We start from the raw sequence: 14,072 nt of genomic DNA, 5'->3' as shown, positions 1-14,072 counted from the left end.
GGCGGAGGGTGAGCGCGCCGCCGGCGACCGGGGTGGGTGCGGGCGCAGTCGAGGCGGTCGCTGTTCCAGGTGAGGGCGAGCACGATGCCGTCGGCGGTGAGCGGCGCGAGCTGTGCTTCGAGCGCCGTTGCCCAGATCCCGGGAGGGTCGGTGGCCAGCACGTCTGCCTCGCCAGGTGCCGACGGGGCCTGGGCCGTCGGCGCGGGCGCCGGCTTCACATGCGGCGCCCTGTCAGGCATCCCGGGCCCCAGACTGAGACGCAAGATGGCCCGGCCGGTCCGCCCGGCCCGGGGCGGGCCGAGCGGACCGGCCGGTGCCGGATTGTCAGCGCACGTCGACGTAGTCGCCTGCGGCGTTGACCGCCGACGTGGTGGAGGTGCCCGCGAAGGCCCAGCGCCAGTAGCCGTCGGCCGAGGCCGTGACCGTCGTCGACAGGTTCCCCGTCGAGTTGGTCCTGACCGTCTTGACGGTCGTGTAGGTGCTGGTGCCCGCCTTGCGGAACTGCAGCTTCACGGGCTGGTTGGTGTAGCCCGCGTAGGTGCGCTTGTCCCAGTTGGCGCGGGTCAGCTTGCCCGTGACCTTGAGCGACTTGCCTTTGGTCACCGGCTCGGGCCCGGCATCGACACTGAGCTTGCCGCGGCGCAGGACCGGGTGGGTGATGTCGCCGCCGTTGTTGTAGAGATCGCCGTCCTTGGACTGGAGCTGGACGACCACCTTCCACGGACCCGCGAGGGTGTTGCGGGGCACGCCCCAGCCCGAGTCGAGCTTGAAGGTGAGCTTGCAGGTGGAGGTGGTGGCGCTGCTCGCAGTGCACGTCGGGGTGCCGTGGTACGACCAGTAGTTGTCCCCGCCCTCGCGCTTGATCTGGAAGAACGCGAGCTTGCTGCTGATCCCCGAGTCGTCCGAAGCCGTCACCGAGATGGTGAACGACTCGGCCTGGGAGGTGCCGAGGACGATGGGCTTACCGCCGTTCACGGACACCTTCTGGATCACCACACCGGTCTCCGCGGCGTACGCGGCTGGAGCGGTGACGGCGGAAGCGGAGAGGACCAGGGCGCCGGTGAGTACGGCGCCTATGGATGTTGCGCGCAATGAATCCCCAATGTGTCGAGCCGGCCCCCGGCCGTGTGAATCCCCCGGCCGCAGACTTGGCAGGTGACGTGAAGATACGTCACCCGTGCGGCTCGGCCTCAGCGGTGTACGGGCCGCCCGAACCCCACGCCTGGTGCATCGCGTCGGCGAAGGCGGCCGCGAGCCTGTGCTCGCCGGAGGTGTCCGGGTGCGTGCCGTCTTACGTGTCGCGGTGGAGGTCCCAGCCGGCGCGACGGGAGGCGAGCAGCAGGATCGACCGAGGGGTGTCGAGCTCGGCGACCGCCTTCGCGAGGAGTTCGTTGAAGCGGGTGAGATGGCGATGCTGCATCACGGCGGGTGCGGCATGTACAAGAGCGAGCCCGGGTACATCAACCACGAAGAGGCGATCACCGCCCTGGCGGAGCCGGACATCGAGCCGTGTCAGATCTGTACCCCGCAGACGGGGGCTCGAGCAGGCGTAGGCCGTACGGACCGCCCGGCGCGCTCCGGTGGTGCGGGGCTCGCAGGGTCGGTTCTTGGAGTTCCCGATCAAAGTGGCGCTGGCCAAGGGCGTCCCAACCCTGCCTGAGGGGCCCCGCTGGTGGTACGAGCCCAAATTTGACGGTTCTCCGGACACTTCGAATGTGTCTTGGAAAACCTGCGAAGCAGGTCGAGGCGTACGTCTGCCTCGGCGACCGCTGTTCGAACAGCGGTCGCCGTCCGGCCCAGCCGCTTGGCCTGATCAACGACTCCGTCACTTCGAGCCGTAATACAGCCGGAGGAAGTCCTCCATCGCCGCGTTGACGCCGACGCGGTCACCGGTGGCGAGCAGGTCGAGCAGCAGACCGCGGACGGTGGCGAGTCCCAGCCTGGCGCGGTTCCGGGCCACGGCAGGGTCCGCCCCTGCGGCAACCTCGGCGGCCACGAGTGGCTCCAGCCAGTCGTTCACGAGCCCGTCGAGGACCGGGGCAGCCTCGGGACGGCCCCGCAGCGCGTGCCCATAGATTTCGAAGAAGAGCCGCTCTTGGCCGGCCAGTCGAGGGTCCGTCAACTGCTGCCAGAGGAGCCGCGCAGCATCGGCGGGCGAGAGACCGGGGTCCAGGCTGAGCCGGGACAGCAGATCGCGCTGGCGCTGCTCCGACGTCCGGACGACCTCGATGAGCAGGTGTTCCTTGGAGCCAAAATAGTGGATCAACATGCGGTGACTGACGCCGATCGCGGCGCCCAGACCGCGCAGGCTCAGGTCGGCCATGCCGTGTGCCGCGACGTAGTCGACGGCCGCGTTCACCAATTGAGCGCGCCGGTCCCCGTCCGTGCCGGGCGCCATCTCGCCTTCAGGATGCGAGCCGTCCATATGCACCACGTCACGAGCGTACCAATTGGTACATGCCCTGTGTACCGTGTGGTACATGAAGTCTGTCACCGTGTCGATCGACGTACTGCAGACGCCCGAGCAGGTCTACGACTTCCTCGATGTCATGGCTCACCACGAGCGATTCACCAACCACTACCTGACCGGATGGCGCTACAGCGGCCCCGGCCACGGCATCGGATCGTGCGCCACAGTCACAGCTGCGGTGGGCGGCACGAAGACCGACGTCACCATCGAGGTCGTCGAGGCCGACCCGCCGCGGCGCATCGTCGAACGGAACGTCAGCGCGGCCGGCCGACGCCTGGCCCACGGCACCTACACCATCGAACCGCTGCGGACCGGTGGGAGTCACGTGGCGTTCACGTACGCCTGGACGCGCACCCCGCTTGCCGACCGTTTGCTGGGACTCGTCGTCCGGGCCACGATACGACGCGCCAACCGCACGGTCATGCGACGCTTCGCCACCGAGTTGGCTCGCCACGTGTCCGCTGCCGCATCCTGACCTCGGTACATGTCGGCTCTTCTGTCCGACGCAGGATCCGAGGCCCACGACGTCCCTGCCCAGAAGGTGAAGCTGAACGGGGCGACGAACGGCGCAGGGGCGTCGGCGGACGCCAAGGTCAGCAGCATCGTGGCCGGCATGGCGGCGGGCGGAAATGCTGGGCAGACCAGTGGACACAACGTGCCCTCACCCGGCCACCCGACCCGAAGCCGATCAGAAGACCACTCTCGAACCACCTCGGTGGATCAAGGCTTAGCCGCGCAGAAGGTGTCGTTGGCGTCCGCGCGGTGATGGCCAGCCGTCCCTCAGGCGGAGACCACGGTCACCAGATCCGGCCTGTCCGAGTTGAGCAGGAGCGAATCTCATCGCGGACGCTCTCAGCAGCAGCGAGACTGCGTGCGGAGACGAAGACCTCGCACCAAGATCCGCAAGCCGGATGGCCAGGGTTCACCCGAAGTCGCGGCCGACGGCGGTGATGACGACGCGGTGGTTGTCGAATCTCATGTTGACGTTCCTCGTTCATGGATCCGATGTTGCGGTGAAGTGCGGCGGCTGACGAGCGGGACGGCTTGAGTGGCGAGATGGACGATGTGGGGCGGTACGGTGACGTGCTCCGAGAGCGCCGGGTCCGGTTCCGGTTCTCCCCATTCCGTACGCATGGGGAGAACGCCCGCCCATAGGCCCAGTTCGGCGTCGGGTCCGTCGCCGTCGTCCGGCGGGCCGGTGCGCACCTTGACGGAGGCCTCGTCGAGAGGGAGTGCCAGCAGTGCGGTCGCCGCGAGTTCCTTGCGGTTGGGGAGGCGTGCGTAGCCCCACTGGCCCGCGGCGACGTGCTCGGTGAGGCAGCGCAAGCCGTAGAGCTTCTCCTCGGGGTCGGTCACGGCTCGCGGTATGCCGTAGATCATCGCGCTGCGGTAGTTGACCCCGTGCTCGAACACCGAGCGCGCCAGGACGAGGCCGTCGACGTGCGTGACGGTCAGGCACACCGACGCGTTCGGCGCGGCGAGCAGGCTCCGGCTTGCCACCGAGCCATGAAAATAGACTGTGCTCTCATCCGCTCCGTACACGGTCGGGACCACCATCGGGGCGCCGTCGACGACCACGCCGAGATGACACAGGAACCCCGTGTCCAGGATGGCGTCGAGATCCGCCAGGCTCCGGCTGCCCTGCTCCCGCAGGCGTCGATGGCGGGTGCGCTCCGTGACGGGCAGGAGGTTGCCCAGTGTCTTCTCAGTCATGCTGGCAGACGCTATCGATGTTGGCGATTTCAAGCCATCGATCTGACGGTATTCGTTGGGAGTTACGTGTTTCACAACGGATACTGTTGCCCGGTAACGGCCTGGCGTCGCACCCCCGGCCGCGGCCAGGGGTTGAGGAACGCGCGGGGCCCGTACTCCCGTTCGCAGGACATCACCGGCTGCTCGCTGTTCACCTGGGCCAAGCGGGCAGGTCTCATCTTCCGCAACCAGACACACGACCAGCCGGAATCAAGGTCAGCCAGTACGAGTACGGCGTGCTGCAGCCACTCCTCCCCGACCAACTCGGCCGGCCCCCCGCAGGGCCGGCCCATGAGTTGACCGCGAACCCACTGGTCTATCCCCCAGAATCGGAGCAATTGCCCCCCCGGGTTCCCCGATACCGCGACAAATCGCCCTGCCCACGAGTACGAGCTCCCATCCGCGGGTTCACCTCTCCTCACAGCAAAGCGCCCCGCACCCCTCACGCGACAAGACGCAAGCATGACGGGACCTCTGACGGAAAATCATGACAAACAACAATTAGATACCCCGCTCCGATCACTTCGAGGTAGCGAGGTAGTGAGAAACCTCGTGTGTCGCAGCAGGCTGGGCGAGCTGGCGCGCACCGACATCTGACCGGGGCGGTGGCTGGGTGGCCATGCCGACATGGGGTTCGCGGTTGCTGTGGGGCCTCAGCCGGAAGTCGGGTGGGGTTTGTGGGATCGCAGTTGCGGGTCCGTCACCCCGCCCGGGCATGCGAGCGGGTCGATCGGCCATCCGGCGCGCCGGGCGCCGGCCCGGTACGCGCTCTCGTAGAAGGCGAGTACGGCGGCACGCGGGTCGGCCTCGGCACGGACCTCGTCGTACGGCAGTACGGCCAGGTGGCTGTCGCTCCGGGCGACCCAGTGCGCCGCCGCGGGCTCGAGCGGCTCCTCGGCCAGGTGGGCCGGCTCCGGCGCGGTGTAGGAGTAGAACGCGGGCGCGGGGAAGGTGTCGTCCCCGAACCAGAAGCCAAAGCTGATCACCTCCCGGGAGTACGCCTCCCGGGTGACAGGGTCCGGCTGCTGAGGCTGCTCGATGTGACGCTCGGAGAACCGGGTGTGCGCGATGTCGAAGGTGTGCCAGAAGTGGTGCACCGGGCTCACCTTCCCCGAATACCCCGCGGCGAATTCCTCCAGCACCGACGCCACCTGGCTGAGGACCCGCCAGTAGCGGTTGGCCTGCGCGGGCTCGTACGTCGCATGCTCGGTGTCCTCGGCGAACGGCCGGCCGGAGTCGGGCAGGTCGAAGGGCCTGGGCACGTCTAGCCGCACCCGGATGCCCAACGTTGCCAGCGACTCCATGACCGCGTCGTGGAAGGAAGCAACGGACTGACCGACGAGCGGAAAGGAGATCTCCCGGCCGTCCAGCGTCGAGACGACCAGCCGATGCGCAACGAAGTCGAAGTCCATCGTGAAGATCGGGTTGCCGTCGACCTGCCCCATCGGGCGCGTCGTGATACCGCGCCCAGTGAGGTGGAACGGGACATTCCACCAGTGGTTGCGCCGGGCGCTGGCGGCGAGACGGATCTTCCCGACGATCTGCGCGAAGCGATGGAGCGTCTCCTTGGTGTCACGCCACTCGGCGAGCGGGATCGGCAGGAACAGCTCCACGGTCATCACCCTTCCCTCTGAGCTTGCTGAACGGACCCGCACCGTCCGGTAGTCCTGGCACGTCCCGCCTCATTGACGGGGCTGCTTGTCATCCTCCCCGGCGTTCCCCGGATCGGGCTGCCCCAGCTTCGCCAGACTGTTGCACCGGCCTGGCGGACGAGTGTGTACGTCCCGAGGCATCGCTCGGGGCCGTGGCGAGGCTCGCACCGTCCTTCCAGCAGGAGAACAGTACGGTGACCGCGGGCAAGTCACTCGCCATGACACGGCGGCCCTGGAACGTTATACGTGGCCGATGGTGACCAGAACATCGTCGGCCAGAGTTACCGCCCCGTCGGCCAGCTGTACCCCCTGGGGGCAGACCTTTTTTGGCTGACCGGCAACTTTCGTGATCTCGCCGACCCTTGTTCCGGCCCGCAGATCCACGCCGTGGCCGTCTCTGAGAGCCTTGACCGAGACGCCCGCATTGCCGAGTCCAGAGTGGCGACGACGAACGCGGGGTGGTTGGTGATCGCCGCGGCGATGGCATCGGTGAGCACCGGCTCGCGTCGCCGCCGGGCCGACACTGATGTGCCGGTTCGCCCAGTCGGTGTCCTCGTTGATGTTCATGCTCGAGGTGGGGAACTTGATGGGTTTGCACTCGCCGTGCAACCAGTTGGACCGATTCTGGTACGGTCCGGCGACCGCGTGGTTGCGCAGGACGAGGATGGCCTCGTCGTAGTGGATGGCCTGTCCGCAGCTACCGCTGCGGACGGAGCCCCGCTCCTGGACCATCCCCGGGGTTGCACGTGAGTCAAGGAGTTCCGCAGGGCCCGGTGTAGTCCGAATCGAATGTCCTCCATTACTGCGGCGGTCCTCACGCTGGACTGGCAACGCTCAAAGGGCTCGATGTCTCTTGTCACCGGGCTGAATGGGGGTGAACCGATGGTTTCACACGGTTGAACCTTCGCGGCTGAGGCGAAGTTGCGGCGACAACAGCGGAACCCCGTGCGGCGGTCGGACCAATCTTCTTAGCCGAAACATGTCAGTCACCCCGAGGAGTCACCTGATGTCGAGCATCACGTCCGCCAAGATATGTACCGTCCCGGCGAGCGGCAGATCCGCACCGCCCAAAGGCCACGCCCTGCGGCTCGACATCCAGGGGCTGCGCGCGGTGGCCGTCGGGCTGGTGGTGCTCTCCCACGCCGGCGTGTCCCAGGTCAGCGGCGGTTATATCGGTGTCGATGTCTTCTTCGTGATTTCCGGCTTCCTCATCACGTCGCTGCTGCTGCGCGAACTCGCCACCACCGGCCGGGTGTCGGTCCGTTCCTTCTACGCCCGCCGGGCACTGCGGCTGCTTCCCGCGTCGTCCCTGGTCATCGTTCCAGTCACTGCTTGCGCAACTCACCGAACCAGCGCACGATCGCCGACGCGGCCGCGACATTGGACCCCAGGTGACGGGATCCGTGGTAGTCGACATCGCCGAGATCGACGACTGGAGCGCCCACGCCATTTCTGATCAGAGCTGCCTGGCAGTGCTCGGTGTTGGCGGTGACGGCCTGCTCGTCCCCGGTCGCCATGTAGAGCCGGACCGGGGCACGGGGGGCCCAGTCGGTGCATACGGCGTCGGTTGTGCGCAGCGCCGCCGCCAGTGGCCCCGTCGGATGTGCGAGCATCTCGCGGCCGTGCTCGGTCAGCAGCTCGTCCAGAGCGCCTGGGGTGCCCCGCATCAGCTGCTCCCCCGTATGGGTGCCGTCGAAGAGCGCCTCGACGGTACTGTCATAGGGGGCTTGGAAGACCTCGCCGGGGCTGTCGTAGATGTGGTGGAGCCGGTTGAACGCCACCAGGGCGTACGCCGCGTAAAGCACACTGGACTTGGGTTCCAGCCTGCCCTCAAGCAGCGCGGGCAACTCCGCGCCACCGAAGTCGTACGCGCCGCTGACCGGTGCCAGGGCGCCCAGTCTGAACCAGCGGTCCTCACCCGCCTCCAGAGCCCGGCCGAGCCCCAGCGTCGCCGAGGCGCCCTGCGAAAAGCCGGTGACCATGACCTCGCGCTCCAGCACATGTCCGGTGCGGGGCGCGAAGGCGCGGGCCGCCCGCAGCATGTCCAGGGATGCAGTGGTCTCGGAGCCGATGTCCATCCAGGGGTGTAGACCGGGTCCCTTGCCCATCCCCAGATAGTCGGGAGCGACGCCTGCGGCACCGGCCGCCGCGTGCGCGATCACCGGCGCGGACACGAACTCGCCGCGCTGCATGGACGGAGAATCGTCCTTGTGACTGCCGGTGCCGTGCGCGAAGGAGACCGCCCGCAACCGGCCCTCGCTGTTGAGCGGCAGCACGAACAGCCCGCTCGCGGTGGTGGGCCGCCCGTACGCATCGACGGTGCGATAGACCAGCCGGTACGCGACCACGCCGTGCCGGACGGTGTCGTCTCCGAACCCGGCCGCGCCCAGCTCGGCGGCCACGGCCCGCGGGGTTGCGAGCGTGTACAGCTTCTCGGCGGAGACCAGCATCCCCCGGCTGCGCTCCTCGTGCTGCGCCTGGGCATGGGCGGCGGTCGAAGTAGCGGCGGTGGCGACGGCCGGCCCGATCAGCAGCAGGCCGAAGCAGACCGCTGCCATTTTGAGACCGCCGCGGTACCGGGTTCCGCTGCGCAACGATGAAGAGGCGGAGATGGCCATGAGTTCCCCCAAAAGTGGCTCGCCGAATGCCCGTTCAGCCTCACGCGCCGCAACCTTCGACGCACTGGTGCAGGCCCCCCGGGGCCTCCTGGTGGCTGCCCCAGTTCGCGATACCGCCCGAAGGCGGCCACCGTCACGTTGTGTCCGGAGGTGCCGCTCACCCGCCGCTGCGGACCGCGCCCGCCCCGCACGGCTGGACATCGAGGTGTGTGGACTCGACACCCCTTAGCCCCGTGCCCGCCTCTGGGCCGGCGTACGGAAAAGCCGAATCGCGGTGGATGCCACCGGGCAGCCGCAGATCGCGCTTCAGATCCGGGTGCTCCGCAGATCGTCGACGCGCACTACCCCGACCACCCGGACGGCCGCAGCCTCAACCAGCCGAGGCTGCGGCCCCGCTCGGAAGCGGGGATCGCGACCGTGGGCATCGGCCCCGGGGCCGGGCGCTGGCTCAAGGAGGCCGGACCCGTCGGGGCGGTCCGTATCCGCGCCAAGGTGGCCCGCGCGGTCGAGCTGGCCACCGTCCTGGGCAACGGCAGAGTCGATCAGGCCCTCGGCCTGGCGGCCACGGCCGGGCGCTTCGCCGACGACGACCTGCTCTCGATCCTGGGACACATCGCGGACAGCAAGCCCGTCGGCGAGGTTGTCCGCGCGGACGAGGCCCACTCCGTCCAGAACGGAACCATCGGCTGGCAGGCCCTGGGTCAGTGGGCAACGAACTTCGGTCACTCCGGCATCTCCTTCGACGCGACGCGACGTGCGGTTGCGGTGCCAGATTGCTGCCCCCGGAGCGGCCCGCGCCGGTGTTCGGGATTCCGCGCCCCGTGTGGAGAGGCACGTTCACCCGTCGCGGGGGACAGCAGCCCAGAACGCATGAAGCTCGGCCACCCCGAAGCGGGATGGCCGAGCTTCACGTGTGGAGCGCGTTGGCGAAGCCCGCGACGAGGTCGTGCGGCACGCTGGCACCGAGGGACGCGGCCCACGCCTGCCACCCGCCCGGCCCCGCCTCGTCGGCCTCAGCCGTCAGGGCCCGCGGGTCGGCGTCCTCGAGGATGAGGGGTGGCACCTGACCGAGGCTGATGTGCGGGGTGAAGGTCGGGTCCGTCGCTCCCGCATGGGGCTGGTCGATGTCGCGGAACCAGTCGTCCAGGCAAGGCCGGCGGGCGTGTCGGCGACGGCGTCGTAGAGACGTCCGTCGTCACCGGCCAGGTGCCGGGGGTCGACCCAGTACACGGGCTGGGCCTTGTCCGGGGTGGACGGGCCGATCGGGAACTCAGGGTACAGGGGCGCCTCCAAAGGCTAGACGATCAAGTCCGATGTGTTCGGTCGCACGTTGTGGCCGATTGGAAGGTGGGCGTGCTGGTTTCTCTCGCGACGCTGGTGGCGATGTGCCGCAGCAGTGGCATGCTCCTCGCCATGTATGAAGATCCGCATGACAAGACAACGCTGGGGTTGTGGGGACGCATAGCGTGTGCCTGGGCGGTCGCTTTCGCCGTGCTCCATTTTTACTGGGCGCTGGGCGGCAGTTGGGGCCTCAGTGTCTCGGCGGGGCCCTTGGCCGAGGAACGCCCCGGGTGGTTCGTGGTGGTGGGCTTGTGGGGCGTGGGATTGCTGTGCCTTGTCGGCGGTGTGCTGGGATGGCTTCTCGCCAGGCCGCGGCCTCGTGGCCTGGCAGGACGGGTGCTCAAGTCCCTGGGGTGGTGTGCCTGTGCTGTGCTGCTCATACGTGGCATCGCCGTCGAGGTGCTGCTGCTGACGGACGCTGCGGGCTCGGAAATAGACGTAAGCCCGGAACAGCGGCTGTGGACGTTGCTGCTGTGGAATCCCTGGTTCCTGGTCGGTGGTCTCGTCTTTGGTTTGGCCGCACGGAGGTCTCGGACGCACGGATAGCCCGAGTAGCGGCATCGCTTGACGGTGCGTTGGGAAATGCGAACGGGGTGTCCGAGATCGTGGCGTGAACGACGAACTGGACACCTGCTGACCGCTCCCAGGCGATTCGATGACGCAGACGTCTAGACGTCCGATCTATTCTCTGGCGAAGATGACCAAAGCCCGATGGATGCCAATGTTCACGTCACCCCCTCCACGAAAGAGCCGATGAATAGCCCAGGAGACCTCACCGTGATCAATGAATCCCAACCGCAGCGCCGAAGCATCCTCAAGTTCGGCGGTGCCCTCGCCCTTGCACCTCTGATCGCTGAGCTGACCGGCGGAACCCCTGCGGGACAGGCTGTCGCCGCAGGAACCGGCGGGCCGGCGGCCGTCCAGTGGCCGACCCTGTCGCGCAAGGCGCTGAAGTATTCCGTTCCTGCCATGGACTGGCAGTCGCAGGCCCTTCCGATCGGCAACGGCCGACTCGGTGCCATGCTCTTCGCCGATCCCTACGAGGAGCGCATCCAGTTCAACGAGCAGAGTCTGTGGGGCGGTGTCAACAATTACGACAACGCCCTCGCGGGCAAGCCGGACAGCGCTTTCGACACCGGCATGACCGGCTTCGGCTCGTACCGGAACTTCGGTGACGTCGTCGTCACCTTCGCATCCGGTTCGAAGGTCACGGCACCGGGTGGGCCTTACCGTACCTCCTCGACGGAAGGCGTCGACAAGACGTACGACGGTATCTCGAGCACCAAGTGGTGCATCGAGGCGCCTGGCTCGAAGGTGCAGTGGCAGGTCGAACTCCCCGCCCCCGTCGCGGTCGCGTCCTACCGTCTGACGAGTGCCAACGACGTGCCGCAGCGCGACCCGCAGGAGTGGACGTTCCGCGGTTCCGCCGACGGCGCCACCTGGACCACGCTGGACAGCCGCGCTCTGGCGGCACCCTTCGAGAACCGTTCCCAGACCAAGGAATTCACCTGCGCCGACACTGCAGCCTACCGCTTCTACCAGTTCGACTTCGTCCCCAAGGCAGGGGTCAGCCACTTTCAGGTGAGCGAGATCGGTCTGTCCGGCGTTGACCTCGGCGGGGGCGGTTCGATGTACCTGTCGTCACCGAGCGGACACTCCGAGGGATCCGGTGCCGGGACCAGGTCCCGGGCCAGAAGCATCTCAAGTTCGGTGGACGGCGATCCGGCCACTGTCTGGCGGGTCGACGCCGCCGCACCGGCAGTCGTCTGGCAGGCCGACCTGCCCCGCGCGGTCGTCGTCACCTCGTACGCGCTGACAGCGGCCCCGGACCGTCCGCAGGACGACCCCCGGCGTTGGGCGCTCGAGGCGTCGCAGGACGGAAGTGCCTGGGTGACCCTCGACACGCAAAACCCCGGGGCGCCCTTCGCCAGCCGCGGCGAGACCCGAACCTTCCGGATATCCAACAGCACGGCCTACCGCATCTACCGGCTCAACCTGACCCCCGGCGCGTCCTCCACGGGCTTCCAGATCGCGGAGATCGCACTGGAAGGCACGGGCTTCAACACGCGCACGCAGCCCACGGTCGTCGACTACCAGCGCACCCTCGACTTCGTCGACGGTGTCCACATCACACGCTTCGGCGCGCCCGGACGGCGCGTCGTGCGGGAGGCCTTCGCCAGCCGGTCTGCGGACGTCATGGTCTTCCGGTACACGTCGGACAGCGCCCGGGGACTCTCCGGAACGATCTCGCTGACGTCCGGACAGGACAAGGCCCCGACGGCTGTCGACGCCGACGCCGGGCGAATCGCCTTCAGCGGTGTCATGGGCAACGGCCTCAAGCACGCGTGCACCGTCCAGGCTGTGCACACCGACGGCGATGTGCGCGCCGACGGGTCGATGCTCCGGTTCAGCGGCTGCACGACCCTGACCCTGCTCCTCGACGCCCGCACCGACTACAAGCTCGACGCCGCAGCGGGATGGCGCGGAGCCGATCCGGAACCGGTCGTCGTCAGGGCGCTCGACAAGGCGGCCGCCCGGTCCTACGGCCGGCTGCGCGACGAGCACACCACCGAGATGCGCGCCCTCATGAACCGCGTCTCGGTCGCCTGGGGCACCTCCTCCGCCGCCGTCGTCGCTCTGCCGACCGACGCCAGGCTGGCACGTTACGCGGCGGGCGGGGAGGACCCGACACTCGAGCAGACGATGTTCGACTACAGCCGATACCTGCTGATCAGTTCCTCCCGCCCGAACGGCCTGCCCGCCAATCTCCAGGGCCTCTGGAACGACAGCAACCAGCCGGCGTGGGCCTCCGACTATCACACCAACATCAATGTCCAGATGAACTACTGGGGAGCCGAGACGACGAACTTGTCGGAGTGCCACGAGCCACTCGTCCGGTTCATCGAGCAAGTGGCAGTGCCCAGCCGCGTGGCGACCCGCAACGCCTTCGGCAAGAACACACGCGGCTGGACCGCCCGCACCAGCCAGAGCATCTTCGGCGGCAACGCGTGGGAGTGGAACACCGTCGCCAGCGCCTGGTACGCGCAGCACTTGTACGAGCACTGGGCATTCACCCAGGACCGGGTCTACCTCCGTACCGTCGCCTACCCGATGATCAAGGAGATCTGTCAGTTCTGGGAGGACCGGCTCGTCGAGGACGCGGCCGGCCAGCTCGTGTCCCCCAACGGATGGTCACCCGAGCACGGCCCGCGTGAAGACGGCGTGATGTACGACCAGCAGATCATCTGGGACCTCTTCCGAAACTACCTCGACTGCGCGGCGGTGCTCGACGTCGACCCCGAATACCGGGCCACCGTCGCCGACATGCAGAAGCGGCTCGCGCCCAACAAGATCGGCCAGTGGGGGCAGCTGCAGGAGTGGCAGACCGACCGCGACGACCCGAACGACATCCACCGCCACACCTCGCATCTCTTCGCGGTCTACCCGGGCCGCCAGATCACCCCGAAGACGCCCGACTTCGCGGCCGCCGCCCTCGTCTCGCTCAAGGCCCGGTGCGGCGAGAAGGAAGGCGTCCCGTTCACGGCCGCGACAGTGTCGGGCGACAGCCGCCGCTCGTGGACCTGGCCCTGGCGGGCGGCCCTCTTCGCTCGCCTCGGTGACGGGCATCGCGCCCAGATCATGCTCCGTGGACTGCTGACCTACAACACGCTGCCCAATATGTTCTGCAACCACCCGCCTTTCCAGATGGACGGCAACTTCGGCATCTCGGGCGCCGTGGCGGAGATGCTCCTGCAGAGCCACGACGACGTCATCCACCTGCTGCCCGCCCTGCCCGACGAATGGAAGGCGGAGGGTTCCTTCACCGGGCTCCGCGCCCGTGGCGGCTACGAAGTCAGCTGTGAGTGGCGGAACGGGAAGGTCACGTCCTACAAAATCGTGGCCGACCGGGCGCGGAACCGGAGGAACGTCACCGTGCGGGTGAACGGCGTCGACAGGAAAGCGAAGCCGATCAAGCCCTGACGGCGGGCACCGGCTCGCTGACGCAGCAGCCATGCCGACGGCCGCCCGCCGCCCGCCGCCCAAAGCGGAGCGGCACCGGTCGTCGGCATGGCCGGTCTCTGCAACGGATCCTGGCGGCCGGTAGGAGATGCGCGCACCGTGCACGCCCTCGACCATATCGCCGACAACCTCGTGCCCGGACTCTCATTGCTCGCTGACATCCTCAACCCGAAGCTGATCGTGTCGGGCGGTCGGTCTTATTCGGCTCCTTCGTCATCG

Annotated in this window: 12 protein-coding genes and 3 pseudogenes; 5 read left to right on the top strand and 10 right to left on the bottom strand. The window is 68.0% G+C overall.

Going from position 1 to position 14,072, the window contains the following annotated elements; genetic code table 11:
• From GA0115254_RS44035 to GA0115254_RS38880, 3 genes and pseudogenes are all read right to left on the bottom strand, one after another.
• Positions 1–239 (bottom strand): hypothetical protein (locus tag GA0115254_RS44035; RefSeq protein ID WP_218105617.1); only part of this gene is annotated, 239 nt, incomplete at its 3' end.
• An 85-nt stretch (positions 240–324) separates the two neighbouring features.
• Positions 325–1,092, bottom strand: coding sequence for a hypothetical protein (locus GA0115254_RS38885; RefSeq protein WP_256103001.1), 768 nt, complete (start codon positions 1,090–1,092; stop codon positions 325–327).
• Positions 1,093–1,171: 79 nt separating this feature from the next.
• Positions 1,172–1,402 (bottom strand): annotated as a pseudogene (locus GA0115254_RS38880) (hypothetical protein); the annotation flags it as partial.
• Positions 1,403–1,405: 3 nt separating this feature from the next.
• Here GA0115254_RS38880 and GA0115254_RS48065 point away from each other — a divergent pair.
• Positions 1,406–1,660 (top strand): DUF6233 domain-containing protein, encoded by a 255-nt coding sequence (locus GA0115254_RS48065; RefSeq protein ID WP_370741020.1) that lies wholly within the window; start codon positions 1,406–1,408, stop codon positions 1,658–1,660.
• 165 nt (positions 1,661–1,825) lie between these two features.
• On the opposite strand, the gene GA0115254_RS38875 is transcribed toward GA0115254_RS48065, so the two are convergent.
• Positions 1,826–2,425, bottom strand: coding sequence for a TetR/AcrR family transcriptional regulator (locus tag GA0115254_RS38875; RefSeq protein ID WP_256103003.1), 600 nt, complete (start codon positions 2,423–2,425; stop codon positions 1,826–1,828).
• A gap of 55 nt (positions 2,426–2,480) precedes the next feature.
• Here GA0115254_RS38875 and GA0115254_RS38870 point away from each other — a divergent pair, with 55 nt between their 5' ends.
• Positions 2,481–2,945 carry an SRPBCC family protein gene (locus GA0115254_RS38870; protein WP_093899958.1) on the top strand — a complete coding sequence of 155 codons (465 nt, stop codon included), beginning with the start codon at positions 2,481–2,483 and terminating at the stop codon, positions 2,943–2,945.
• A gap of 500 nt (positions 2,946–3,445) precedes the next feature.
• Here the strand turns inward: GA0115254_RS38870 and GA0115254_RS38865 are convergent, their stop codons facing one another.
• The 3 genes from GA0115254_RS38865 to GA0115254_RS38850 all read right to left on the bottom strand — a co-directional run bounded on the left by GA0115254_RS38865 (position 3,446) and on the right by GA0115254_RS38850 (position 6,441).
• Complete coding sequence (locus tag GA0115254_RS38865) at positions 3,446–4,183, bottom strand: pyridoxamine 5'-phosphate oxidase family protein (RefSeq protein WP_093899957.1); 738 nt, start codon at positions 4,181–4,183, stop codon at positions 3,446–3,448.
• A gap of 692 nt (positions 4,184–4,875) precedes the next feature.
• The gene (locus GA0115254_RS38855; RefSeq protein ID WP_176740469.1) at positions 4,876–5,835 is read right to left on the bottom strand and encodes a DUF5996 family protein; all 960 of its coding nucleotides are present in this window, start codon (positions 5,833–5,835) and stop codon (positions 4,876–4,878) included.
• Positions 5,836–6,114: 279 nt separating this feature from the next.
• The gene (locus GA0115254_RS38850; RefSeq protein WP_141720986.1) at positions 6,115–6,441 is read right to left on the bottom strand and encodes a hypothetical protein; all 327 of its coding nucleotides are present in this window, start codon (positions 6,439–6,441) and stop codon (positions 6,115–6,117) included.
• Positions 6,442–6,880: 439 nt separating this feature from the next.
• Here GA0115254_RS38850 and GA0115254_RS38845 point away from each other — a divergent pair.
• Positions 6,881–7,213, top strand: a pseudogene (locus tag GA0115254_RS38845) (acyltransferase family protein); the annotation flags it as partial.
• Here the strand turns inward: GA0115254_RS38845 and GA0115254_RS47020 are convergent.
• From GA0115254_RS47020 to GA0115254_RS38830, 3 genes and pseudogenes are all read right to left on the bottom strand, one after another.
• Positions 7,200–8,492 carry a lipase gene (locus tag GA0115254_RS47020; RefSeq protein ID WP_256103000.1) on the bottom strand — a complete coding sequence of 431 codons (1,293 nt, stop codon included), beginning with the start codon at positions 8,490–8,492 and terminating at the stop codon, positions 7,200–7,202. The pseudogene GA0115254_RS38845 and the gene GA0115254_RS47020 overlap by 14 nt on opposite strands.
• Before the next feature lie 306 nt (positions 8,493–8,798).
• The gene (locus GA0115254_RS38835) at positions 8,799–9,218 is read right to left on the bottom strand and encodes a hypothetical protein (RefSeq protein WP_093899953.1); all 420 of its coding nucleotides are present in this window, start codon (positions 9,216–9,218) and stop codon (positions 8,799–8,801) included.
• 181 nt (positions 9,219–9,399) lie between these two features.
• Positions 9,400–9,785: pseudogene (locus GA0115254_RS38830) on the bottom strand (hypothetical protein).
• A 39-nt stretch (positions 9,786–9,824) separates the two neighbouring features.
• Between GA0115254_RS38830 and GA0115254_RS38825 the strand changes: the two are divergent.
• Positions 9,825–10,379, top strand: a complete 555-nt coding sequence (locus GA0115254_RS38825; protein WP_218105615.1) for a DUF3995 domain-containing protein — start codon at positions 9,825–9,827, stop codon at positions 10,377–10,379.
• A gap of 231 nt (positions 10,380–10,610) precedes the next feature.
• Positions 10,611–13,814 (top strand): glycosyl hydrolase family 95 catalytic domain-containing protein, encoded by a 3,204-nt coding sequence (locus GA0115254_RS38820; RefSeq protein WP_093899952.1) that lies wholly within the window; start codon positions 10,611–10,613, stop codon positions 13,812–13,814.
• Positions 13,815–14,072: the final 258 nt, after the last annotated feature.

Source organism: Streptomyces sp. Ncost-T10-10d (assembly GCF_900091955.1).
Taxonomy (GTDB): Bacteria; Actinomycetota; Actinomycetes; order Streptomycetales; family Streptomycetaceae; genus Streptomyces.
The sequence above is the reverse complement of the archived record's forward strand: the minus strand, read 5'-3'. Positions and strand labels throughout refer to the sequence as shown.